Source organism: Methanofollis sp. (genome assembly GCF_028702905.1).
Classification (GTDB): Archaea; Halobacteriota; Methanomicrobia; order Methanomicrobiales; family Methanofollaceae; genus Methanofollis.
Genome location: NZ_JAQVNX010000031.1, coordinates 1 through 22,079 on the forward strand (window position 1 = coordinate 1; position 22,079 = coordinate 22,079).

21 protein-coding genes and 1 pseudogene are annotated in these 22,079 nt (G+C 56.5%); 12 read left to right on the forward strand and 10 right to left on the reverse strand.

From position 1 onward, the window contains the following. Window positions 1-670 precede the first annotated feature (670 nt). Entirely contained in the window at window positions 671-1,672 is a 1,002-nt protein-coding gene (locus PHP59_RS05585) for an ATP-binding protein (RefSeq protein ID WP_300164863.1), read from the forward strand. 3 nt (window positions 1,673-1,675) lie between these two features. Continuing rightward, window positions 1,676-4,054 carry a S8 family peptidase gene (locus PHP59_RS05590; protein WP_300164866.1) on the forward strand — a complete coding sequence of 793 codons (2,379 nt, stop codon included), beginning with the start codon at window positions 1,676-1,678 and terminating at the stop codon, window positions 4,052-4,054. A gap of 397 nt (window positions 4,055-4,451) precedes the next feature. On the opposite strand, the gene PHP59_RS05595 is transcribed toward PHP59_RS05590, so the two are convergent. Both PHP59_RS05595 and PHP59_RS05600 read right to left on the reverse strand, forming a co-directional pair. Beyond that, window positions 4,452-4,958, reverse strand: coding sequence for a GNAT family N-acetyltransferase (locus PHP59_RS05595; RefSeq protein WP_300164869.1), 507 nt, complete (start codon window positions 4,956-4,958; stop codon window positions 4,452-4,454). Further along, on the reverse strand, window positions 4,951-5,928 hold the full coding sequence (locus tag PHP59_RS05600; protein ID WP_300164872.1) for a DNA methyltransferase: 978 nt from the start codon (window positions 5,926-5,928) through the stop codon (window positions 4,951-4,953). The genes PHP59_RS05595 and PHP59_RS05600 overlap by 8 nt, the downstream gene beginning before the upstream one ends. Before the next feature lie 136 nt (window positions 5,929-6,064). Here PHP59_RS05600 and PHP59_RS05605 point away from each other — a divergent pair, with 136 nt between their 5' ends. After that, entirely contained in the window at window positions 6,065-6,250 is a 186-nt protein-coding gene (locus PHP59_RS05605; protein WP_300164875.1) for a YegP family protein, read from the forward strand. Window positions 6,251-6,299: 49 nt separating this feature from the next. On the opposite strand, the gene PHP59_RS05610 is transcribed toward PHP59_RS05605, so the two are convergent. Next, window positions 6,300-6,968: a hypothetical protein gene (locus tag PHP59_RS05610; protein ID WP_300164878.1), complete on the reverse strand. Its 669-nt coding sequence runs from the start codon at window positions 6,966-6,968 to the stop codon at window positions 6,300-6,302. 223 nt (window positions 6,969-7,191) lie between these two features. Here PHP59_RS05610 and PHP59_RS05615 point away from each other — a divergent pair, with 223 nt between their 5' ends. Further along, window positions 7,192-7,536: a hypothetical protein gene (locus tag PHP59_RS05615; protein ID WP_300164881.1), complete on the forward strand. Its 345-nt coding sequence runs from the start codon at window positions 7,192-7,194 to the stop codon at window positions 7,534-7,536. 1 nt (window position 7,537) lies between these two features. Here the strand turns inward: PHP59_RS05615 and PHP59_RS05620 are convergent, their stop codons facing one another. The 3 genes from PHP59_RS05620 to PHP59_RS05630 all read right to left on the reverse strand — a co-directional run bounded on the left by PHP59_RS05620 (window position 7,538) and on the right by PHP59_RS05630 (window position 9,152). After that, complete coding sequence (locus PHP59_RS05620) at window positions 7,538-7,969, reverse strand: DUF61 family protein (RefSeq protein WP_300164884.1); 432 nt, start codon at window positions 7,967-7,969, stop codon at window positions 7,538-7,540. 40 nt (window positions 7,970-8,009) lie between these two features. Then, the gene (locus PHP59_RS05625) at window positions 8,010-8,558 is read right to left on the reverse strand and encodes a YqhA family protein (RefSeq protein WP_300164887.1); all 549 of its coding nucleotides are present in this window, start codon (window positions 8,556-8,558) and stop codon (window positions 8,010-8,012) included. Window positions 8,559-8,621: 63 nt separating this feature from the next. Further along, window positions 8,622-9,152, reverse strand: coding sequence for an LURP-one-related family protein (locus PHP59_RS05630; protein WP_300164890.1), 531 nt, complete (start codon window positions 9,150-9,152; stop codon window positions 8,622-8,624). A 268-nt stretch (window positions 9,153-9,420) separates the two neighbouring features. Between PHP59_RS05630 and PHP59_RS05635 the strand changes: the two genes are divergently transcribed. After that, window positions 9,421-9,774, forward strand: coding sequence for a DUF5518 domain-containing protein (locus PHP59_RS05635; protein ID WP_300164893.1), 354 nt, complete (start codon window positions 9,421-9,423; stop codon window positions 9,772-9,774). Between the two features lie 34 nt (window positions 9,775-9,808). On the opposite strand, the gene PHP59_RS05640 is transcribed toward PHP59_RS05635, so the two are convergent. Beyond that, window positions 9,809-13,156 (reverse strand): PGF-pre-PGF domain-containing protein, encoded by a 3,348-nt coding sequence (locus PHP59_RS05640; RefSeq protein ID WP_300164896.1) that lies wholly within the window; start codon window positions 13,154-13,156, stop codon window positions 9,809-9,811. Window positions 13,157-13,693: 537 nt separating this feature from the next. Between PHP59_RS05640 and PHP59_RS05645 the strand changes: the two genes are divergently transcribed. Then, window positions 13,694-14,158, forward strand: a complete 465-nt coding sequence (locus PHP59_RS05645) for a fasciclin domain-containing protein (protein WP_300164899.1) — start codon at window positions 13,694-13,696, stop codon at window positions 14,156-14,158. 260 nt (window positions 14,159-14,418) lie between these two features. Then, window positions 14,419-15,090: a dihydrofolate reductase family protein gene (locus tag PHP59_RS05650; RefSeq protein ID WP_300164902.1), complete on the forward strand. Its 672-nt coding sequence runs from the start codon at window positions 14,419-14,421 to the stop codon at window positions 15,088-15,090. A 43-nt stretch (window positions 15,091-15,133) separates the two neighbouring features. Here the strand turns inward: PHP59_RS05650 and PHP59_RS05655 are convergent, their stop codons facing one another. The 3 genes from PHP59_RS05655 to PHP59_RS05665 all read right to left on the reverse strand — a co-directional run bounded on the left by PHP59_RS05655 (window position 15,134) and on the right by PHP59_RS05665 (window position 18,400). Next, entirely contained in the window at window positions 15,134-15,901 is a 768-nt protein-coding gene (locus PHP59_RS05655; protein WP_300164905.1) for a P-loop NTPase, read from the reverse strand. Window positions 15,902-16,022: 121 nt separating this feature from the next. Further along, window positions 16,023-17,222 carry an iron ABC transporter substrate-binding protein gene (locus tag PHP59_RS05660; RefSeq protein ID WP_300164908.1) on the reverse strand — a complete coding sequence of 400 codons (1,200 nt, stop codon included), beginning with the start codon at window positions 17,220-17,222 and terminating at the stop codon, window positions 16,023-16,025. Between the two features lie 83 nt (window positions 17,223-17,305). Next, window positions 17,306-18,400: a PGF-pre-PGF domain-containing protein gene (locus PHP59_RS05665; protein WP_300164911.1), complete on the reverse strand. Its 1,095-nt coding sequence runs from the start codon at window positions 18,398-18,400 to the stop codon at window positions 17,306-17,308. Window positions 18,401-18,695: 295 nt separating this feature from the next. Between PHP59_RS05665 and PHP59_RS12675 the strand changes: the two are divergent. The 5 genes and pseudogenes from PHP59_RS12675 to PHP59_RS05685 form a co-directional block, all read left to right on the forward strand. Next, a pseudogene (locus PHP59_RS12675) lies at window positions 18,696-18,992 on the forward strand (methyltransferase dimerization domain-containing protein); the annotation flags it as partial. Window positions 18,993-19,022: 30 nt separating this feature from the next. Further along, window positions 19,023-19,775 (forward strand): methyltransferase, encoded by a 753-nt coding sequence (locus PHP59_RS05670; protein WP_300164913.1) that lies wholly within the window; start codon window positions 19,023-19,025, stop codon window positions 19,773-19,775. 10 nt (window positions 19,776-19,785) lie between these two features. After that, entirely contained in the window at window positions 19,786-20,856 is a 1,071-nt protein-coding gene (locus tag PHP59_RS05675) for an iron ABC transporter permease (protein ID WP_300164916.1), read from the forward strand. Continuing rightward, window positions 20,853-21,635 carry an ABC transporter ATP-binding protein gene (locus tag PHP59_RS05680; RefSeq protein WP_300164919.1) on the forward strand — a complete coding sequence of 261 codons (783 nt, stop codon included), beginning with the start codon at window positions 20,853-20,855 and terminating at the stop codon, window positions 21,633-21,635. Before PHP59_RS05675 ends, PHP59_RS05680 begins: the two co-directional genes overlap by 4 nt. Before the next feature lie 366 nt (window positions 21,636-22,001). Then, a partial coding sequence (locus PHP59_RS05685) for a helix-turn-helix domain-containing protein (RefSeq protein ID WP_300164922.1) occupies window positions 22,002-22,079 on the forward strand: 78 nt, incomplete at its 3' end.

Consider the following 22,079-nt stretch of genomic DNA (forward strand, 5'->3'; position numbering starts at 1 on the left):
CGGCCGTGACGACCAGAGACCAGGAAAAACCGCCGTACGTGCCGAAGGCGAGAAAGAGGCCCGAGCAGAAGAGGAGCGGCCAGGCGAACGCGAAGTGGATGCGCAGCAGGTCGGCATAGGCGCGGAGGGTCATCGGCCGCCTCCCTCCTGCTCGACCATCGTGCAGGGTACGAGTTCGGAGATCATCACTCCCAAAAGGGCACGAGGTGATATTAAGAGGGAGGATAGTATTGGATTGTAGGACGCTTTCATTCCTTCTCCCCCCTTACACCAAAGGCAGGACAAAACCGGTCTTTTCCCTGGGGGTCGACGGTGGTGAGGACTTCCTCGCAGAATTTTCGACGGATTCGGCGTGGATGCTTCTTCAGGCATGACGGAGGGATGAAAGGGCGAGGAGAGGGGCATTTTTGTGGTGGGTGAAGGAGAAGAGATAACGAGAGATAAGATTTGCTGCTTTGGCAAGGCTTTGCCGTATAAATATAGGACAAGATGATGAAGACCACTAAATAGTATGCGTATCACCATTTGTATTGAGATAATGACAATTAGAGAGATTCACCCCGCACAGGATACGTTTATGATTATTAAAACTAGTTACATCATTTAATTGATAATCGAAGGATCATCCTCCATTCACCATCTGTGGTAGTGGTATGAGGTAGGGACAAAAATGAACTCCGATGATATTGAAAGACTATTTCAAGCGTTCGCTACAAAAGACGAGAGGTTGTTCCAACAAGTAGCGCAAGAAATAATAGAGCATGAAGAGCAACTGAACCACCACCTTGTAGCGATAAAATTAAGAAAAATAATTAAAGATCAATTTAAAGACCAATCAAAATATCAGAGTACACTATCATTTCGAACACAACCAATTCCTCGCGATAATGAAAAAGGGTTTCCATTATTAGAAATTAAGAAACCATTTAGCGATTGGTCTGATCTGATTATTTCTCAAGAAGTGGAAGAAAGACTTCGGGAAATCCCACTCGAAATAAAAAATAAGGATATATTATCCAATTATGGATTAAAACCAAAGAATAAACTGCTATTTTATGGTCCTCCAGGAACAGGAAAAACATTATCGGCAAAAGTATTATCTTCAGCAATTGGTTATCCACTCTTAGTAGTAAAATTTGAATCTCTAATCTCATCATTTCTAGGTGAAACCGCTGCAAACATTAGGAAAGTCTTTGATTATATCGAAAGCGGAAGATGGGTCGTACTTTTTGATGAATTTGACATTATAGGGAAAAAGCGTGATGACCCAACGGAGCACGGTGAAATTAAACGCGTAGTTAACAATTTCATGTTGATGCTTGAAGATTATCAAGGCGAGAGCGTCCTTATTGCCGCCACAAACCACCCCCAGTTATTAGATAGTGGCGTTTGGCGGCGTTTTGATGATATAATTCAATTTGAATTACCCAATACAGAGTCGAGAATACGATTATATGAAAAAAAAATGAGTGTCATCCCACGAGACACCACCATAGATTTCGCCTCCTTTGCAAATCAGAGTAATAACTTTTCTGGCTCCGATATCGAACAAGTAGCCAATAGGGCGATGAAAAATACACTGTTAGATAAAAGGAAAAGAGTTACAAAGGATGACATTGAAAGAGCAATAATAAGGCAAAAAGAAATGATTTCAATTCGAGAGAAGGTATGATTAATGTCAGAACATCTTCCACTTTCGTATTATGAAACAGAGTTTACACTGGTAAATAAAAGACACTCTTTTGATCGTCCTAAACGCGATGATAAAAAGGGTTTCGCAGAGGTTCAAATTTGCAATTTAAACAAGATGCAAGAAGAGCATCAAAGAAAAAAGACAGAATATTCAAACTATCTCGATCCCAATCTAATTTTTAGAATCAAATTGAACTCAAAAGTTAGTGAAAAAGAATTTATTCAGTTTTTAAAACGTTGTGACATCCAATATATTTCTCCATCTCCTACAAAAAATGGGGGTATTAGTTATAGAATCTCACTCTCAGAAACGGGAGATTTTCAGAAAATAATTGAAAAAATTAATTTATATGGCAGAGAATCACGATATGGAGACACTTTTGATCTAATTGAGTCATTTGAACCAATCCCCCCAGAAGATAAGGTTGGTGAGAGTCTAGTCGAAAGGCCGTTAGAAAGCGATGAAAAAGCATATCTCGACCTTGAATTATGGAGAATGGAAAGTAAGCGACTTACCGACGCGATCAACGGAATCAAAAAGTTGATCGAAGCAAAAGGAGGAGAATTAACAGATAAAATAATCACCAATAGTTTATGTTTAATCAGAGTAAGAATAGATATAGAAACATTAAACGAAATTTTATCCCTTCCTGAAGTAAGTCGTGCCGATCGTCCTCCTCATCCGGTCTATTTTCGTCAAGAAGAATTACGCATACCACTAAGTGAGATTGATACAGGCTATCCCCCTGATCCCAATGATCCAGCGATTATTGTCTTGGATAGTGGAATCTCATCTGGTCACCCTCTTCTTGAAAACGGCATTGGCGATGCAATTGGTGTACCCCCTGAACGTGGAACAGTTGATGATGTAGGTCATGGTACTAAGGTTGCAGGTGTAGCATTATATGGCGACATCAAAAAGTGCCGTGATGAAAAAAACTTTCATCCGGAAGTATGGGTATTATCAGCGAAGGTGATGTACGCTGCGAAAGACGAAGAAACAGGAGAGGTATATTCAACATACGATGACAGGAGCCTTCTAGAGAATCAACTTAGTTATGCGATCCGATCGCTAATTAGTCGCCATCATAATGTTCGAGTAGTAAATATTTCATTTGGAAACGAAGCGTCGTGCATGTATAAAGGGAAACAGCAACCACCACTTGCTGCTTTTATCGATGAACTTGCTCACGAGTTGGATCTAATATTCGTTGTTTCAGCGGGTAACAACATAACATTGGATTACCCAGATAGATACCCCCATTATCTCTGTGAAGATACAGAGGATAACAAAATTATTGAACCAGCTTCATCTGTCTATGCTATAACAGTGGGTTCAATCACCCAAGATTATGTTTCACAAGTATTAGAAAGCCGCCTTGTTCCTCATACTGGGTATCCATCTCCATTTACTAGAACAGGACCTGGTTTGAACGGAATGATAAAGCCTGAAATTGTTGAGATAGGAGGAACATATCCCTATACTGCTCCCTCTTCCTATATGATGGAGATAGCCCAAACGGGTGTTTTCGTCTTAAATCCGAAATGGATAGAAGAAAGGAGTCTGCTTACTACAGATTGTGGAACAAGTTTTTCATCTCCGAAAGTCGCTAATTACCTGGCTCGATTACACAAAAAATATCCACAATACACAGTTAACACAATAAAAGCATTTTTACTTGCTTCCGCTCGTATCCCCGACGATAGACCGGAGCCATTAAATATTGCATTATTTGGATCCGGATCCCCCGCAAGTGAACTGGAATTGATTAATAACACATACGGATATGGCCAACCAGATTTTGCTTATGCCACAGACTCAAATTCAAACAGCGTGCTCCTGTTCTCAGAAAATAGAATAAAAATCAAAGGAATTCATTACTATTACTTTTATCTTCCAGAAAGTTTTCTTAAAACAGACGGAGAGCGTGAAATTTCAGTAACCCTTGTATACAATCCCCCAGTTAGAAGGACAAGAATGGACTATCTCGGAACTAAAATGGAATTTACATTATATAAGGATACTGATCTTCAAGAAATCGAACCCCGGTCACTAGAGGAGGTGTTGGCCGAATCGGAAGAGGAAGAAGATAGAGGTAAAATACCAAAGATAGAATTATTCCCAAAAAAAACTGCTCGCTCAAAGGGTATTCATCAAAAAGGTACGCGCATTTACACTAGACTTCCAAAGATTGATGCATCAAAACCCCTAGTCCTTGAAGTTTTATGTAGAGGTACATGGATAGACGATGAAGACTTCACACAGAACTATTCGGTGGTAGTTACTCTTCGACATTCAGCTCAAATTAATCTGTACAATCAAATGAGAGAGAGAGTTATGCCAAGAGTGCGGATACGATAAAAAACCACGAATCTATTTTATCATCTCTCTGAAATAACCGGATCTAATTCATATAAAATCCAGCCCGATATGGTAGTAGTAGTTCCCAGACAACTATCTCGCCATATCCCCCTTGACCCTTTTTCAACCGGCGTCGAAAACGCATACTAGGTCATGACAGTTAGAGTTTTCATCCCCATAAATGGCACTTTGAAAAATCGTTTTCACAAGAGAGCAAAAACTATAGCCACACGCACCAGCACTCCTTCACAACCGCCAGCGCTCTGCATTCTTTCGATCTGATAAAAGAGGAATGTATGTACATACATTGATCATTACACAGTCCGTAATACCTGATCAGACCCTCCCTACTGGATCACATCTTTTTAACCAGTTTTGAAAGCGATTGAAACTGTCTTTATAGGTTTCGCTCCCACAATACGAACCGCACGCACCCCTCGTCCCCGGCGCCGTCGGGCACGAACCCGGCCTTCTCCAGCACCCGCACCGAGGCGCGGTTCGCCGGGTCGGCCTGCGCCGTCACGCACGTCACCGCAGGGTGCGCGAACGCCCACTCAACGAGGGCCGCCGCCGCCTCGGTCGCATAGCCGCGGCCCCGGAAGGCCGGGAGGACCGCGTAGCCCATCTCCGCCTCCCCATCGGGCGAGGGCCTGCCGACAAAACCGCACGACCCCGCGAGCACCCCATCGGGGGAGACGATGTACCAGAGGTTCCAGCCCTCGCTCGCCGGGTCCTCCGTCAGCCAGGAGAGGAACGTCGGGATGGCATCCTCGACAGTCTCCGGCGGCCAGGCGTCCGGGACCGCGGCGCCGAGGAGAGAGGCCAGGGCCGCGGAGTCAGCCGTCAGGTGCGCCGCCGTCGCCGGGACCAGGCGGAGGCGGGCGGTCGCCACCTCCTCAGCCATCCCAGCCTTCGGCCCGCAGGCGCTCCTTCGCACGCTCCGCGTAGCCCGCGTCCGAATCGACGCAGACAAAGTCCCGGCCCGCCCGCAGGGCCGCCACGCCCGTCGTCCCCGCGCCCGCGAACGGGTCCAGGACCACGTCCCCCTTGAACGTGTAGAGCTGGATGCAGCGGTACGGCAGCTCCACCGGGAAAGGCGCCGGGTGGCCTACCTTACGCGCCGACTCCGTCGGAAAGGTCCAGACGCTCTTCGTCCACTCCAGGAACTCCTCCCTGCCGATCGTGTCCTCCCTCTCCCCCTTCTTCCGGGCATACGACCCCTTCGAGTAGACCAGGATATACTCGTGGACGTCCCGGAGCGTCGGGTTCGAGGCCGAGCGCCAGCTCCCCCAGGCCGTCGAGATCCCGGCCCCCGTCGCCTTGTTCCAGATCACCTCGCCGCGCATCAGGAACCCGATCTCCGCCATCACCCCGATGATCGCACTGTGGTACGGGATGTACGGTTTCCTCCCCACATTCGCCACATTCACGCACGCCCGGCCGCCCGGCACGAGCACGCGGTACGTCTCCGCAAAGACCGCCCGCAGCAGGGCCAGGTACTCCTCCATGTCCAGGTCGTCGTCATAGGTCTTGCCCACATTGTAGGGCGGCGACGTCACCATCAGGTGGACGCTGTTGTCCGGGATCAGGGCCAGGTCCCTGCTGTCCCGGCAGAGGACCGCGTTCCTGACGCCCGGCGGGAGGTCGTTCTCCCCCTGTCCACCTTCCCCGCCCGCCCCGGCCGCCGCATAGATCTTGCGGCCGTAGAAAGCCCTCGCGTCGTGGCACTCCCGCTTCGAGACCCCGAAGTCGCTCGTTTCCGACTTCCTCCTCCGGATCGTGACCCGCTTTTTGCAGGCAGGGCAGGAGGTGAAGAATGTCGCCCGTCCGGTGTACTCGAAGGAACATCCGCAGGCAGGGCAGGTAAGGTGCATCACCACTCTGTTGGCGCACACTCTACATAGGCGTGACGAAACAGGACGGCGACCCGTCCATGAGATGGCCGAATAATCCTCGGGAAAAATAAAAAGATATTTATAGCGACAATTCAACCCTATCATCGGTGGAACCATGCCCAGAGGGAAATTCGAAGTCTACCAGGAGAAGTCCGGTGAATTCAGGTTCAGGCTCAAGGCGTCAAACGGCCAGGTCATCGCCACGAGCCAGGGCTACAAGTCGAAGGAGTCGTGCCTGAAAGGAATAGAGAGTGTCAGGAACAACGCCCCCAATGCCGAAGTCCTCCAGGCACACGAGTAAAACAGGCACATCATTCCAGAACTCCATCTCGCCTCTCCCGGAAAAATAATTATTTTTTCTCCTGCGAAAGCAGGCGGTCCATGATCTCCGGGCTCCGGTCCTTGAGACCGAAGCCGACAATGATTGCAATAGCGGCGCCGATCCCGAGCCCGACACCCCAGGCGACAGGTCCGATGAAGACGTAGATGATCGTCAGGTCGATGGCAAGCTGGGTCAGTGCGAGCATGATCACGACGAAGTAGAGGAAGACCCGCAGTCCCATGATCATGGGCCCGGCCAGGGCGACTTCTGCCGCGGAACTCATTTTTTCCAGGACATCGGCGAAGAAGTCGACCAGGATCAGGCCGGCGATGAGGATGATCACAAAAGCCGCGATGTTCGGGAGATAGGCGACGATAGCGGCAATCACTCGCGAGAGAGTCTCGATCTGGAGGACGCTCGCCGCCACCATGATCGCGATCAGGTAGACGGCCCACCGCACGAGCAGGTCGAAGAGATGGACGATCAAAAGACCGCTCTTCTCGACCGCCTCGCCGGGCCCGGTCTTTCTGAGGGCGTCGTCCACGCCGATCCGGTCCAGGAACTTCGACACGACGGAACCCAGCAGGCGCCCGACGATCCAGCCGATGATCAGGATGATCACTGCGGCGACAAGGTACGGCAGGAATGCGATCACGCTTCCGCCGACCTGGCCAATGGTGACGATAATATCAGCCATGGTACATCTGGCATGAATTATAATATCACCATATATAATTTGCTGAGGGAGATGATCATGAGCCGGATGCACAAGACGTTTTCACCCCAAAAAATGGGCGAAAATCGGTTTGTCCCCGGGAAAAGAGGGCAGAGAGATGTACCGCAGCGATACGACGAAAAAGGTGTTCGCCGGAGGGGAAGCGGCAGGTATACATAGGACCATGCCGATGAGGAAAAAGGGGATGCACACCCGCATGCGCCTCCAGACCGTCGTACTTCTTCTCCTCCCGGCCCTGCTCGCCGCGCCGGCCCTAGCTCAGGATGCCGTGCCGTCCTTTCCCCTCGTGAACCTGACGCCCTTCGGGAATGACAGCGCCCTCAACGCCACGCCGGCGGACTATCGCGCCGCAGCGACGCCTCAGGAACTCCTGCGTGTCCAGGCCGACGCCCGCGGCCACGGCGCCAAGGGGGAGGCCCAGGTGGAGACGACGTACCTCGTCCTCACCGCCGACGATCTCGCCGTCCTCCTGCTCTTCGCCGGGATACTGGCCGTCTGTTGTGCTCTCGTGCGGAGGTTCGGGAGATAGGTCACCCGATCCCGATCTGGATCACGGTCGGGTACTTGCTCATCATCGCGTAGACGATCGCGTTCGAGACCCAGAGCCGCCCTTTATGGAACTCGCGCATCGCGCCGAGTTCGCCGAGAGTCTTGAGGGCGAGGAGGGCCGTCCCGTCCCTGAGGTAAAAACTGTCCCTGACCTCGGGCGAGAAGGAGAAGACGATGGGAAGCCAGAGGCGGTCGTGCATCTCGCGGGGGAGGCGGTCGCCGAGAGTTCTGATCACGTCGCGATCGAAGGCGTACTCCTTCCCTCCCTTCGTCGTCGACGACGGAACTTTCTCGTCGAGGAGGCGGGCGAGGGTCTTTCTCTCGGCGACGAGGGCGTCGTTGATCCGCCCGGCCTCGATGCCCATCCACCGTCTCATCACCGACTCGTCGTCGATGGTCGGCCGGTATGCCATCGGTTCCCCGAGGGGGAGGGAGCGGGATATAGTTTTGCAGTCACCTCCTGACCCACAGGTATCCCGATATCGCGAGAATGGACACACCGACGGCAAGCCCGACGTCCGGGATCGGGGTCGACGCATCGCTCTTCCAGGTGACGACCCGCCACGGGACGAGCACGGCCAGGGCGATGACGACGACGACGAGGAGTTTGGTCTCCAGATCGTCGAGGTCGCGGATCTCCACCCAGCCAGGGAGAGGGGCCTTGGCGATGAAGAGTTCGTACAGGCCCAGGGAGATGACATAGAAGACCGTGGCCACGAGGAAGATGTCGATGATCTTGATGGAAATGGAGAGCAGTGCTTCCAGGGCCGCGGGCTCGAAACTGAGGGCGGTGAATGTCTCAAGGACCGTCAGGACGGTGAGGACGAACCCGAAGACAAAGAGACTGACCGAAACCAGGGCCGACCCGATCACGGCAAGGATGAAGAGCCAGCCGCTGGAGGACGCGAGCATCTCCATGACGACACGGGACGAGCCCACACCCGCCCGAACACCTGGCGAGCCCCCTTCAGGCTCTATTTCGTAATCCTTTCCCGCACCCATACCCCTTCCCCAGGGGGGGAAGGGAGGCAGGACGATATAATGCTCCCCGGAGTCCCCGGCCGCCTAGTCGTGCGCCATCTGGTCGACCGCGGCCGTGATCGCCAGGACAAGGGCGGCGGCGTGGCCGGGTGCGATCTCCACGCCGTAGGTGTCCCGGATACGGAACCATTTCTTCGAGACCTCGGCGACCTTCTCCCGTCCGGCCTCGATCCTGTACTCGTGGGCCAGGATGTTTCCCTGGATGCTCCAGTCCTCGCCGTCCGGGATCTTCACCGTCCACCTGTCCCGGAGAGGAGAGATCAGGGCCTTCTTGATCGTGGCCGCCGTGCCGCCTTCGGCCTTTTCGATCTCCATGGTGTCCTTGATGCGGAGCATCCTCTCCTGGATCTTGTAGAGGTCCTTCCCGTCGCTGTCCTGGATCACCAGGGTGTTCCTGAGCCGGAGCATCTTGCCGTCCACTTTATAGGTCTTTTTTCCCGCGGCGTCCTCGATCCAGTAGTCGTCCCCGATGGAGACGAGTTTCTCTTTCATCTTATACTGGTGTGCCGCTTCCTCTCCGCCCTTCCGGGCGACTTCTCCCCTTCTTCGCAACATATCTCTCGCCTCTTTCTCTCCCGGACCGCCCTCGTCGTACGCCAGACGGCGGTCCGCTACCGGGGGCAGTACCCCGAGATTGGCATTATACTTTTCCCGAAAACCGGGCATCTGCCCGGCACCGCGGCCCCGGCGGCGGTCCACCCACATTTATATACGGTCGTGAATATCTCCTGCCTGCCACGCGTCCGGGAACGCGATCTCCTCCGTGCAGACACTGCTTCCTGCCGGACCCTCCCGGATGCCGATGGCCAGGAGGACGAATTCCATGAACGAATCAGATTCGCAGAAGTTCTGGGTCGGCGTGATAGGCGGGCTGTTGGTGGCGCTTGTCATCAATTACCTCATCACCATCGGCGGCGCCTTCGCCGGGGGGATCGTGGCAGGCTGGATCGTGCGAGGGGGCGCAAAGAACGGCGGGAAAGCGGGCGTTTATGTCGGCCTCCTGAACGCGGTCGTGCTGGCGGCCGCCATCCTGGTGTATGGCATCGAGACCGCTCCGGGCGACATCAGTTACCTGGGGTTCCTCGGGTCGACGCTCTTCATCGTCGTCGCCCTCTTCCCGCTCTTCGGCCTCTTCGGCTATGTGGGAGGGCTCATCGGAGGGTCGCTGACGAAGTGACGGAGGGGGATGCTCCGAAAAAAAGTGTTGGGTTTTATCTCCTCTTCCAGAGGAAGACTGCCGCGATGAGGATGACTGCCGCCACGCAGAGGAGGAGGATCATGGTGGGGAAGGGCTGCGGTGTCTCCGCCGGGGGAGAGGCGGGTTCGACCGACGTCACGGGCGGGAGGGGTTCGGTCGTCCCGGCCTGTGCTCCGGCGTCCGGTGCTTTGATCTCGACGGGCGCGGGGTCGCCGCCGATCGCAAAGAGGGAGAAGCCCGGACTCCGGGCCGAGAAGTGCCAGGAGGTTGCGTCCTCATCCACGACCTCGGTGGGGAGGGCCTGCCAGGCGCCGTCGTGGTACCGGTACAGCACGACGTCCGCGGGGTCGAGGCCGCTCTCTGCCAGCCACGCCTTCGGGATGCTGAAGAGGATGAGGGCGCCCTCGATGGCGTCGTCGGTCGTGTGGTAGATCGTCACCTCGTCGTACTCAAAGATCGTGCCGGCCGGGGCGTCGACGCCGGAGGGGAGGCCGCTCCGCTCGATGGTGACAAAGATCGTCTGGATGGTCTCGCCGGCCGTCACCCTGATCTCATAGATCGCCCGGTTCGGGAATGTCAGGGAGGCGTTGCCGCCGGTGAGGATCTGTCCTGCGGACGCGGCGGAGAGGTCAGAGCGCCCGCCGCCGGAACCGGAGGGGGGAGAGACGGGTTCGAGGGCAAAGGAGACGGGCACCGTCTCCCCCGGCACGACTGTCACCACCCTGTGTGCAGGCGTCACATAGCCGTCGAGGGTGACGGTGATGGTGTGGTCGCCGACAGGGAGGTAGAGGGAGGTGCCGGTGGTGTGGCCGATTGTCCTGCCGTCAAGGTGGACGGACGCCCCCGCGGGCGTCGAGGCGATCGCCACCGTCCCGCCGTACACCAGTGGAAGGTAGTCGGTGCCAAATTCCTCGCCGTTGTTCATGGCGATGGTCAGAGGTTCGTCGCAGATGCCGTCGAAGTCGGCGTCCGCACACCACTCCGAGATGTTCTGGGCGGGGTCAGTCAGCCAGAGGTTGCCGCCGAGGTACGGCCCGCCCGCGATGTTCGTGCCGGATGTGCGGGTGGTGTTCAGGACGGCGGAGAAACGTTCCATGATGTCGCTTTCTTCAGAGCCACGCGCTTCAAAGTCATCTTCTGCATAGATGTTGGTGGGGTTGTCGAAGCGGCAGTTGGTGATGGCGGTGTCCTCGCAACAATAGAAATAGACCGCACCGCCGGAATTCTCTAACTCATCTTCGGAGGACTCCAGACTCCGCAGCTCGACGTCGTGGTCGGTCGCGGTGTTTCCGATGAAGGTGGTGCCGGTGATGGTGGTGTCCTCGCACCACCCGAACGCTGCCCCGCCGCCGTTGGTTGCGTCGTTTTCAGTGAAGGCGGTGCCGGTGACCGTGGCGTTCTCGCAACTCTCGAAAACTGCCCCGCCGCCCATGAAGATTGCGGTGTTGTGTATGAAGATCGTGTCGGTGACCGTGGCATTATCGCACCCCCCGAAAACTGCCCCGCCGCCGAGCTCCTCTGCCGCGTTGCCGGTGAACATAGTGCAGGTGATGGTGGGTTCTTCGCACCCCCCGAACGCTGCTCCGCCGCCGTAGGTCGCGTTGTTGCATGTGAAGACGGAGTCGGTGACCGTGGCATTGTTGCACCTGTTGAAGTATGCCCCGCCGCCGACACAATCCGGCCCTCTGCTGGCGGCCTTCGGTCCGAGAGCTGGCTCGCTGCCGAAATACTCTGCCCTGTTATTTTCAAAGGTTGTGCGGGTCAGCATGGCGTTCTCGCAGTCCCCGAAGTATGCCCCGCCGCCTTCGTTTGCGGTGTTGTTGGTGAACTCTGTCCTCTCGACCCGGAGGTCATCAACGTACCGGGCATAGAGCGCACCGCCGGCAGCATCACCGTTCGCCGCGTTCCCGGTGAAGGTGCAGTCTGCGATGGTGAGGCCCCGAATGCGGACTTCAACATTCCCCGTGGCGTAGATTCCACCGCCACGGGTCGCGTTGTTGCCGGTGAAGATCGTGTCGGCGAGCCTGGCATTACCGCACCCGCTGAAGTATGCCCCGCCGCCGCAGCCGGAGATCTCTGACCCTCTGCTGGCGACCGTAGGTACGACAGTCGGAACGCCGCCGGAGGTTGCGTTGTTGCCGGTGAAGGTGGCGTCGGTGAGCGTGGGATTCGCACACCCCCAGAAGTACGCCCCGCCGCCATACTTCTCTGCCTCGTTTTCAGTGAAGGCGGTGCCGGTGACCGTGGCGTTCTCGCAAATCTCGAAAACTGCCCCGCCGCCGACGAAGGCCGCGTTGTTGTCGGTGAAGATCGTGTCGGCGAGCCTGGCATTATCGCACCCGCTGAAGTATGCCCCGCCGCCATATTCCGCACTGTTTTCGGTGAACTCTGTCCTCTCGACCCGGAGGTCGTCGACATATTCGGCATAGAGCGCACCGCCACCAGGATTTACACTCGGACCGCCGATTGCCCCATTCCCGACGAAGGTGCATTCTGCGATGGTGAGGCCCCTGATGTGGTCTTCAGGATCCCCGGCGGCGTAGATCCCGGCGGCGTTGCCGGAGATGTTGAGGCCGCGGAAGGTCGTGTTGTCCGCTGTGACGGCGAAGGCCGGTGCCGAGGGGCCGGGGGACATCGTTGCTACCGCCGAGGGGCCGACCGCCGAGGGGCCGGCGATGAGGGGTTGGGCGGGCGAACCTTCCCACTGTTTGACCATCACGTCGGGGACGTTGATGGTAATGCCGCTCTCGTAGACGCGGTCCGCCGCGCTCTCCGCCATGCCCCAGATGCGGATGGTGTCACCGTCTCCGATCTGATCCCCGATCTCCCAGAGACTGGTGACGTTACCGCTCCCCTCGATCTTCGAGACATTCCAGATGCGGGGGTGGATGACCCCGGCCCTGGCGGCTATCATGAGGGGTGTTTCTTCCTCCGCGACGATCTCGATCGACGTGGTGTTCGCGAGGTGTGCGCTCGCGTTGGTTGCGGTGAGGGCGACGGTGTAGGTGCCGGCCCCGGTGAAAGTGTGAGTAAGGTCAGGGCCGTTTCCCGCCGCGACGCCGTCGATTGTCCACTCCCAGATGTCGACCGCCGGACCCGTCGCCGTCCCGGTGAAACGCACGGTGAGCGGCACCGGGCCGTCAGGCGGGTCGGCGGCAATCGAGAGGACGAGCGCCGCATCCGGCGGCGTCTCCGTTTCTACCGGGAGTATGGTGTTCGTGACCGTTTCAACGGGCGCCAGCGTTTCAGGCGGAACCGTGGACTCGTCCTCGCCGGCGACCGGGCCGATGATACAGGCCAGGGCCACCAGCAGGACGACAAAAAAAGGTACTTCTTTCAGAAAGGGGGGGATATTTCTCATTTCAAGCCTCCTAATAAACTGAACGTCAGCTTCCCCGGATGCCGAATGAGATCACGCCTCACGGGGGGCCGATACGCTCGCAATTCCATTTTGTTACATATATATGTTGGTATTTTGACCGATAGATTCTAATAATGACCTTGTTGAACGTATATTTTTCATTTAAATGATATGGACATTGGAGATGCAGTACGGAACATAGCACAGGTTTTTTCGGGGAGGCAAAACGAGAGAGGGGGACGTCGCGAGTGTCCCGGAGAAACGTGCTCGACCCCTTCGACTATGTGGGCGGGCTCATCGGGGGGTCGCTGACGAAGTGACGGAGGTGCCGGGGTCGTCGCACGCATGCAAATACATTTATAATGTGTGTCATATGTCCCGAGAAGAGCCCGGAATACGGAGGGGATGTGATGAAAAAAGTGGTTATTTTTGCGCTTGTGATGCTCTGCTTCGGCGCAGTGCTCATAGCGGGATGCACGCAGCAGGGACCCGCCGACGCCGACGCCCACCGCGACGACCACTGAAGAGACGCCGACGGTGACGGAGACGGTGACGGAGACGACAGTTCCAACCGGAAATGAGACCGACATCTTCAGGACCCTGAACACGATGCCGCAGTACTCGGTGCTCCGCGAACTGCTCCTTCTTGCCGGACTGGACCAGACGCTCGCAACAGGGGGGCCCTATACTCTCTTTGCGCCGGAGAGCACCGCCTTCGCCACGAGCATCACGAAGGACCAGGAGAGCATGATCCGGGCCGACCCGGCCCTGCTCGAACCGGTCCTCCTCTACCATGTCGTGGAGGGGACGTACACGGCGGCCGATCTCAAGAATGTCACCTCTCTCACGACCCTGGAGGGCAGCACGCTGAATGTCACGGTGTCGGGCGACACGGTGACGGTGGACGGCGCAACCGTGGTGGAGGCCGACATTATGGCGACGAACGGCGTGATCCACGGCATCGATGCCGTGCTGCTGCCGCCTGACGTGACCATGCCCTAGACGACGACGGCGACGACAGGGACAGAGACGACCGCGGCAGAAACAACCACAGAGGCGACGACGACGGAGGAGACCACGGCGGCGGGGGCCTGATCTCCCCCGATTTTTTCTGCGGCGAACTATTTTTCCGCCTTCACGATGTACGGATCTGCCGGGTAGGGTACACGACGGGCCGGACCATACCGCAGACCCCGTGCCCCTGACCTTTGTTTCACGCCCCGCGAGGACGGATTATATAGGGGGGCGCCGAATTTTCCTCCATGTCCCCCCGCGTGATCATCCACACGACGGTCAGTCTCGACAGCGCGACCACCGGCTATGATATCGATATCGGCCTGCACTACGAACTCCTCCTCGCCTTCGGGCCGGAGGCGATGCTCGTGGGTTCGACGACGGCGCGGACGGGCATCGAGACGTTTCTGGACATCGATCAGCCGGAGGGTCCCGCGGACCTCCAGAGGCCGGCGGTCAGTCCCGACGACCCCCGCCCCATCGGCGTCTTCGTCGACAGCCGGGGGGTGCTGAAGGGCCTGCTCCACTTCTACCGGCAGATGGAGCATATCAAGGACGTCGTCGTACTCGTCTCCGAGGCGACGCCTGATGACTACCTCGCGTACCTGCGGGAGAGGGAGTACCCGTTCATCAGGTGCGGGGCGGAGCGGGTGGACCTCGGGGCGGCGCTGGAAGAACTCGGGAAAAGTTTCGGGGTCACGCGGGTCGTCACCGACAGCGGGGGCGGCCTCTCCGGCGCCCTGATCGAGGCGGGGGTCGCCGACGAGATCAGCCTTGTCGTGACGCCGGTGATCTCGGGGGCGGGGTGCACGAAACTGTTCAGGGGGGTGGACGCACCCGTCGACCTGGAGTTGATCGGGTCGAAGGAAGTGGGGAAGGGCAGGGTGCACCTGCGGTACGCGGTGAAGAAAAAGGAGTGAGAGGGGGAAAGGGTCGGCACGCCGGGCGCAGATCACCCTGCCATTACACGGCCAGGGTATCCCGGAGGAACCGGCCCAGATGTTCGATATCGGCGGAGTCCGCCTCGACTTCGTCCCCCCTGAGCCCCGCGACGGCGAGAGACGGGTCCGTCGGTATCACCGCGGCGATGGCGTGCCGGTCGCCGAGGGCGTCGCACATGAAGTGTTCACTGGATCCGTCAACTTTGTTCAGGACGAAAAATACCGGTTTGTCGATGCTTCTGCTCAACTCTGCAACTTTTTCGGCCAGTTTGAGGGATTCGTAGGAGGGATCGATCACCATCAGGACCGCGTCCGCACTCTCCTCGATACCCCTCCCGAAGTGCTCGATACCGGCTTCGGTGTCGGTGATGACCACTTCGCCCGGTTTTACCTTCAGGTTCCCGATAAACTGTTTTGCCAGCATCCCCATCGGACAGGCGCACCCCTCTCCCGCCTCGTGGATCTTCCCGATGGCGACGAGTTTCACGCCGTCCTTCTCCGAGAGATAGCCCGCCGGAAGGTCGGCCAGCCCCCACGCTTCGTCAAAGAACGAGACCGAACCATAGTCCGGCGCCGCCGCCATGATCCTTTGCATGACGGCCTGCTTGCCCCCATAGTATCCGGTAAAATCCTGAGGAAGATCGAGGCCCAGCTGCCGGTGGAGGCCGAAGTTCGACTCGTCGGTGTCGACGACAAGGACGGAAAAGCCGTTTTTTGCAAAATTTTTTGCAAGGAGGGACGCGACGGTGCTTTTCCCGCTCCCCCCCTTTCCGCATACGACAATCTTCATGGTCAACTCCCTTAAGACAATACCGTAAATTGATAACACCAGATAATAAAATATCGAAATTGATCGCGTGAAAACAAAGAATCCCCGATATCTCCTTTGAGATATCAGGAACGGATGCGATCTACAGCGTAAGTTTTGTGAAACCCTTGCCGTAGAACGCATTGTTCAACGTATCAAAGACGGCGTCGTCCACCAGGAAGGTATAGATTTCATCCGCCTTCTGTACCGGATCGATATCGCTGAACCTGTCGGGATAGAGCACCTTTCCGATATAATACCCGTCCGCAATCACCGAACCGAGGTTCGTCGTATAATAGTTGTAAGAGACCAGCCCGTAGATCTCGCCCGAGTTTCTGGCGCTCAGGTTCGCATACGCCGGATCGTTCTTCAACTGATTGAGCGCGGAGGTTTCCGGAGGGGAACCGAGCGTCCCGAGGTCGACAAATATCACCTCCGGATCCCAATCGACGATCTTTTCTTTGGCCACCTCCGCGTGATCCGTGCCCAGTTCGGCCGCCACATTCTTCGCGTTGACGAACATGAAGGGGGGATAGGCAGGTTCGGTCGACTGCAGCCCCTGCGGGCCGTAATACGCGATGCCTCCGACATACACGCTCTTCTTCTCAGAGTCGGGCACGCCCTCCGTCCGGCTGTTCAGGTCCGCGATCGTCGAATCGAAGAACTCGATGACCCCCTCCGCGCGCTCTTCCTTGCCGACGATCGATCCCATAAGGCGGAGATCCCTGTCCACATCGCTGCGGTAGACGCCGAGATCCCCGTAGTTCAGGCACACGACCGGAATACCGCCGGTTTTTTCCTGAAGTGCATCCGCCTCCGCGGCCTGATAGACATATGTCTTGAAAATGACCTGCGGCTGGGGGTCGAGCGCAACAATCTTTTCCGGATCGTCCCTTCCGAGGTACTCTCCGAAGACAGGATAGTTCTTGAACTGAGGGTTAGCGATGGCATAGGGGCGCGTATCATATTGCTGCACCTGCGCTTCGATGGAATCCACGCCGACGATCAGGTCCTCTGCCTGGAGATAGGTGAGGTACCTGAGAGCTCCCGCGTTCGAGCAGATGACATGCTCGGGCGATGTCGGCACCTCCACCCGGCGTCCGAGATCGTCGGTAACGAACCAGGTGTTGCGGAGACATGCACTGGCTGCGGACTGCAGGTCGTCTTTGTCCAGGTGGGGCGTCGCCTCGCCGAGGAACGTCGCTTCCATAAAAGGAATAATCGCATCTGCCAGTTCTGTTTCGGAGACGCACCGATCGTCGTCGGTGTCCCCGGGAATGCCGGCGCTTACCGCAGCCACCATGGCACAGAGAAGCGCCAACGCCATAATACACACAGACCATCTGTTTTTGCCTGGAATTATCATGCCTGACCACCGTCCCTCATTCATCTCTTCATCTCCCGTCTCCAGCCCGCGAGGGCCGCCGCACCAAGAAGCCCCCCTGCACTGCCGAAGACCCCGACCGCGGACTGTACCGGCGTCGTCTCAGTGGCGGCAGGCGTTTTCACCGTTGCCGCCGTCACGGTCTTCGTTGCAACGGCGGCGGCGTTGGACGACACCGTCGTGACCGAGGCAAGCGCCGCCTTTTCGCCGCTGATTGCAAACACAGAAAAACCCGGGCTGGTTGCCTCAAAGTAGAGATAGTCGTCGTCTTCCCGGACAAAAGACGTGGGTAATGCGGTCCATGAACCATTGTAACGGTAGAGGGTGATCGTCTCTTCATCGATGGATTCGTCTGCGATCCAGGACCGATTCACCCGGAACAGGATCGTCGCCGAGACGTTGGCATCGGTCATATCGGGGGCGGTGATGTTGAGGTACTGGTACGCAACGCCCGGCGCCTCCCCCGTGTTCGAAGGGAGAGAGACCGCTCCGACGACCAGGGTCGTGCTGACGGATCCTTTCAGGACGTCCAGCGTGATCTTCGAGATACAGGAATCCTCGAAGGTCGCACTCTGGGACTCGCCCGCGGCAAGGACGAGACGAGACGAGGATTCGCCCTCAACCCGACTGCTGCCCGGGAGCGACGACTCCTGCGAACTGCCGGAATCGGAATCCCCGCCATCACCGCGTGTGTCTATTACAATGACCGGTGTCTCTCCGATCGACCCGTTCACCTTTGCAAGGGGATCATACCAGACACCGTTGAAGACCCCGGTCCCTGAAGACGGCGCCTTTACGGTGTACGTGATTTCATCGGTGTTGATCACGGAAAATATGACATTCCTCCCGGACACTTTCACCTGATCGTCGGAGAGCGACGAACCCGCATAGGTAAACCCTGCCGGAAGCGTCTCCACAATCCCTCCGGCTTCAAGACCCGAGATGGTCAACACCACATCAAAACTCTGATACGAGTGGGGCATATCTCCAATGCTCCGGCTGACCTCTGCTCCCGCGGCAAAGGCGGGTTCTGTCAGCGCGAAAAGGAGGACCAGAGCCAGAACCACCACGACACGATTTGCTTTTTGAGATGCCATTGTATCACCAAATGGAATTTTTATGGATTTGTGTAGGATATGATCACAAATATTGATACATACTTAAAAAATATGTCATTTTATTTTCCGGAGACGGGGGCACCGGGGAGGTCGGCCATCCTTTCATTTCGCCCCCGCAGAAAAATACGGGAAAACACGAGTTTTCATAACCTTGCGCCGTATTCGACAGTTTTCCAGGATGAAACGGATCGTGCGGGGCGAGGCCGCCAGGAATACTTCAATTATACAAACTCATATCAGTTAATATAAAAATAATGATGTGTATTACAACGTAATGACGAAACAGGCGCCCGCGACCCCCCGGGATCTCCAGGAGTCTCCACCGGTCGATGCCGGGACACTTCGGGATATCATCCGGTCTGTGGAGACATTCCATCTCCTTTCATCCGCACTGGATCTGGGAATCTTTGACGTTCTTGACGAGCCTAAAACTTCCGGAGAAGTGGCCGAATCCCTCGGCCTGCATAAAAAATTGACAGAAAAGTGCTGCGACGCACTGGCGGCGGCCGGATTTCTGCACTGTGACGACACTATGTACGGGCTCTCGGCCATTTCAAAGACATTTCTCGTACAATCGTCACCGTACTATCAGGGAAATCTCATGAAACTGAACGCTCCAGCCGGACACACCCTCTGGAACCGCCTGCCGGAGATCATGAAAGAGGGGCCGGCCAGACAGGAATGGGACAGGGAGAATTTCTTCAACGAAGAGTTCATTTCTGCAATGGCCGAAGGAGCGCTCGGGGGGAGTCTGCAACGAACGGCAGAACTGATGAAAAACGATCCCGCATTCATGGATGCAAAAAACATGCTCGACCTCGGGGGAGGACATGCCCTCTATTCGATCGCCTTCACCAGGATGAGTCCGGGGTTGCACGCAACCGTCATGGACCTGCCCCATGTCGTCGAGCGCGTCACCAACCCGACCATCGCCCGACATCATGCCGACCGGGTCACGACGTTATCCGGTGATTTCACCACGGATAGCCTCGGTTCGGACTATGACCTGATATTCGCATCCGACGTGCTGTATGGGGGACGGGAACAGGTGACGCACATGCTGCGCAGGATCCACGCCGCCCTCGGAGACAGCGGCACCTTCGTTTCAAAGCACTTGCATATCGACGACATCGGGGAGGACGCGGCCGCCGTCTTCTTCGACCTCATGTTCTCGCTCACCGAAGAGGAGGAACGCATCTATTCGACCGATACTTTCTGCGACATGCTGAAAGCCAGTGATTTTGCAGTCGAACGCGTCTATCGCCCCGGCGCCGCCGACCCGTCTTCACGGATCATTCGTGCAAGGAAGATCGGAACCGACGATTTCACACGGATATCATCACAGGTCGGATAAGGAGTTGGCAATGCACCTGACATCGGATTTCGCTCCCAAGGAGTACAACCAGTATATCGGAAGGAAATATGCGGTCATCCTTGGAGGTCTCCTCATTCTCTTCATCCTCGTCATCATATCCATATCGGTCGGGGCGGTTGCGATCCCGCCTCTCGATGTGGTGCGGACCCTGACGGGAACGACGATCTCAGATAAGTACAACACCATCATCTGGAATATCAGGCTTCCCCAGGTTCTCGCCGCGGTATGCGCCGGCATCGGCCTCTCCGTTGCAGGCGCGGCCATGCAATCGATCCTCCGGAACCCCCTGGGGTCGCCGTTCACCCTCGGAATATCCAGTGCCGGTGCATTTGGGGCTGCATTTTCCATCATCGTCCTCGGGGCCGGGACGGTCAGCAGCACCGGCACCGATATCGTCACCGTCACCAATCCATGGATGACCACCGCAACGGCATTTGCCTTCTGTCTCCTTGCGACCGGCGTGATCCTGCTGCTCTCCACCATGAGAGAGGCATCCCCCGAATCGATGATCCTTGCCGGTGTTGCCCTGGGCTCACTCTTCTCGGCCGGGACGATGCTGCTCCAGTACTTCGCCGACGACACAAAACTTGCTTCCGTGGTATTCTGGTCTTTCGGAGATGTGGGAAGGGCGACATGGGGTTCTCTCACCCTGATAGCCGTGATCGTCGCGGCTTCGGTGATTTACTTCATCCTGAACCGCTGGAATTACAACGCCATCGACGCCGGGGACGAGACGGCAAAGGCGCTCGGCGTGGAGGTGGAACGCGTCCGTCTCACAGGCATGGTCGCCGCCTCCCTGGTGACGGCGGTGACCGTCTCGTTCCTCGGCGTTATCGGGTTCGTCGGCCTCATCTGCCCTCATATGATGCGCCGTCTCATCGGCAATGACGAGCGTTTTCTCATCCCGGCTTCCTGTGTCGCAGGCGCCGTCCTGCTCCTCGCCTCGGACACTGCCGCCCGCCTGATCATCTCACCCCGCGTCCTGCCGGTCGCCATCCTGACCACCTTTCTGGGCGTGCCGATCTTTCTCTGGATGGTTTTCAGGAGGACCGGGCGATGATCCTCTCGGTTGCAGGTGTCAGGTTCGAGTACCAGAGCACGCCCGTCCTTGAAGACGTCAGTTTCCGTCTGCCGGAAAACGAGACTCTCACGATACTCGGGCCAAACGGCGTCGGGAAAACCACTCTTCTCAAGTGCATCAACACCATCCTCCGGCCCTCGGGGGGAGCGGTCGAGGTCGCGGGGGAGAGCGTGCTCGCGATGAAGAGGTTGGAGATCGCCCGGAAAATCGGGTATGTCCCTCAGCGGAGCGAGACAGGCCGCCTTACGGCATTCGACGCAATTCTTCTCGGGAGAAAACCGCATCTCAGGTTTGGTCCCGGAGAGAAGGACATGAGGATCGTCGACGACGTTATCAGACGGATGCACCTCGAACCCCTTATGCTCCGCTATATCGATGAGATGAGCGGGGGAGAACTCCAGAAGGTGTCAATAGCCCGGGCGCTTGTGCAGGAGCCGCGGCTGCTCCTCCTCGACGAGCCTACGAACAGTCTGGATCTCAGGAACCAGATGGAGATCCTCAGGATTCTTACCGCGATCGTCCGCAACCACCATGTTTCGGCTGTCATGACGATGCACGACCTGAACCTCGCCCTCAGATTTTCAGACCGGTTCATCTTCATGAAGGGAGGGACCATACTCGCCGCCGGAGGGAGAGAGGTGATCAGACCGGACGTGATCGAGGAGGTGTACGGACTGGAGGTCGCCATAGAGTGGTACCGGGGCCATCCGCTTGTTATTCCTCTGGGGGACGACGATGGAGAGGGCGTTCGGACCTGAGATCGTACCGTCGCCGTTCCTCCAGCTTCCTCTTCACCTTTGAGGATCACAGGATTGGCACCGGCCAGACCCCGAAGATACCGGCAGGATAGCCTTCACGCCAGGCCATGATATACCGCCCCGAACGCCGGAAATTTTCAATCGGTCGGACGGTTGCAGGTACTCCGTGTGCGATAAGAACACAACAAATATGAACAAAATGATATTTTTTATCTTGTGGGGTAAAGGGGCAGAGCGTGAAGACCTTGGTCTTTAGGCCTGGGATGAAAGCAGAGCCCCTTTTAATCTGAGGCATACTGCTACAGATAAGTATATGATACTGTAATATACAATCGCAATTGTATGCTTCAAGGCTACAAGTATCGAATGTATCCTTCTCTGGAGCAGGTTACGCTCCTCATGAAGCACATCCATGCTTGCCGGTTTGTGTACAATAATTCTCTG

Coding starts and splice junctions, on each gene's coding strand:
- PHP59_RS05585 (WP_300164863.1), top strand. CDS start 671: ATGAACTCCGATGATATTGAAAGACTATTTCAAGCGTTCGCTACAAAA.
- PHP59_RS05590 (WP_300164866.1), top strand. CDS start 1,676: ATGTCAGAACATCTTCCACTTTCGTATTATGAAACAGAGTTTACACTG.
- PHP59_RS05595 (WP_300164869.1), bottom strand. CDS start 4,958: ATGGCTGAGGAGGTGGCGACCGCCCGCCTCCGCCTGGTCCCGGCGACG.
- PHP59_RS05600 (WP_300164872.1), bottom strand. CDS start 5,928: ATGCACCTTACCTGCCCTGCCTGCGGATGTTCCTTCGAGTACACCGGA.
- PHP59_RS05605 (WP_300164875.1), top strand. CDS start 6,065: ATGCCCAGAGGGAAATTCGAAGTCTACCAGGAGAAGTCCGGTGAATTC.
- PHP59_RS05610 (WP_300164878.1), bottom strand. CDS start 6,968: ATGGCTGATATTATCGTCACCATTGGCCAGGTCGGCGGAAGCGTGATC.
- PHP59_RS05615 (WP_300164881.1), top strand. CDS start 7,192: ATGCACACCCGCATGCGCCTCCAGACCGTCGTACTTCTTCTCCTCCCG.
- PHP59_RS05620 (WP_300164884.1), bottom strand. CDS start 7,969: ATGGCATACCGGCCGACCATCGACGACGAGTCGGTGATGAGACGGTGG.
- PHP59_RS05625 (WP_300164887.1), bottom strand. CDS start 8,558: ATGGGTGCGGGAAAGGATTACGAAATAGAGCCTGAAGGGGGCTCGCCA.
- PHP59_RS05630 (WP_300164890.1), bottom strand. CDS start 9,152: ATGTTGCGAAGAAGGGGAGAAGTCGCCCGGAAGGGCGGAGAGGAAGCG.
- PHP59_RS05635 (WP_300164893.1), top strand. CDS start 9,421: ATGAACGAATCAGATTCGCAGAAGTTCTGGGTCGGCGTGATAGGCGGG.
- PHP59_RS05640 (WP_300164896.1), bottom strand. CDS start 13,156: ATGAGAAATATCCCCCCCTTTCTGAAAGAAGTACCTTTTTTTGTCGTC.
- PHP59_RS05650 (WP_300164902.1), top strand. CDS start 14,419: ATGTCCCCCCGCGTGATCATCCACACGACGGTCAGTCTCGACAGCGCG.
- PHP59_RS05655 (WP_300164905.1), bottom strand. CDS start 15,901: ATGAAGATTGTCGTATGCGGAAAGGGGGGGAGCGGGAAAAGCACCGTC.
- PHP59_RS05660 (WP_300164908.1), bottom strand. CDS start 17,222: ATGGTGGCTGCGGTAAGCGCCGGCATTCCCGGGGACACCGACGACGAT.
- PHP59_RS05665 (WP_300164911.1), bottom strand. CDS start 18,400: ATGGCATCTCAAAAAGCAAATCGTGTCGTGGTGGTTCTGGCTCTGGTC.
- PHP59_RS05670 (WP_300164913.1), top strand. CDS start 19,023: ATGAAACTGAACGCTCCAGCCGGACACACCCTCTGGAACCGCCTGCCG.
- PHP59_RS05675 (WP_300164916.1), top strand. CDS start 19,786: ATGCACCTGACATCGGATTTCGCTCCCAAGGAGTACAACCAGTATATC.
- PHP59_RS05680 (WP_300164919.1), top strand. CDS start 20,853: ATGATCCTCTCGGTTGCAGGTGTCAGGTTCGAGTACCAGAGCACGCCC.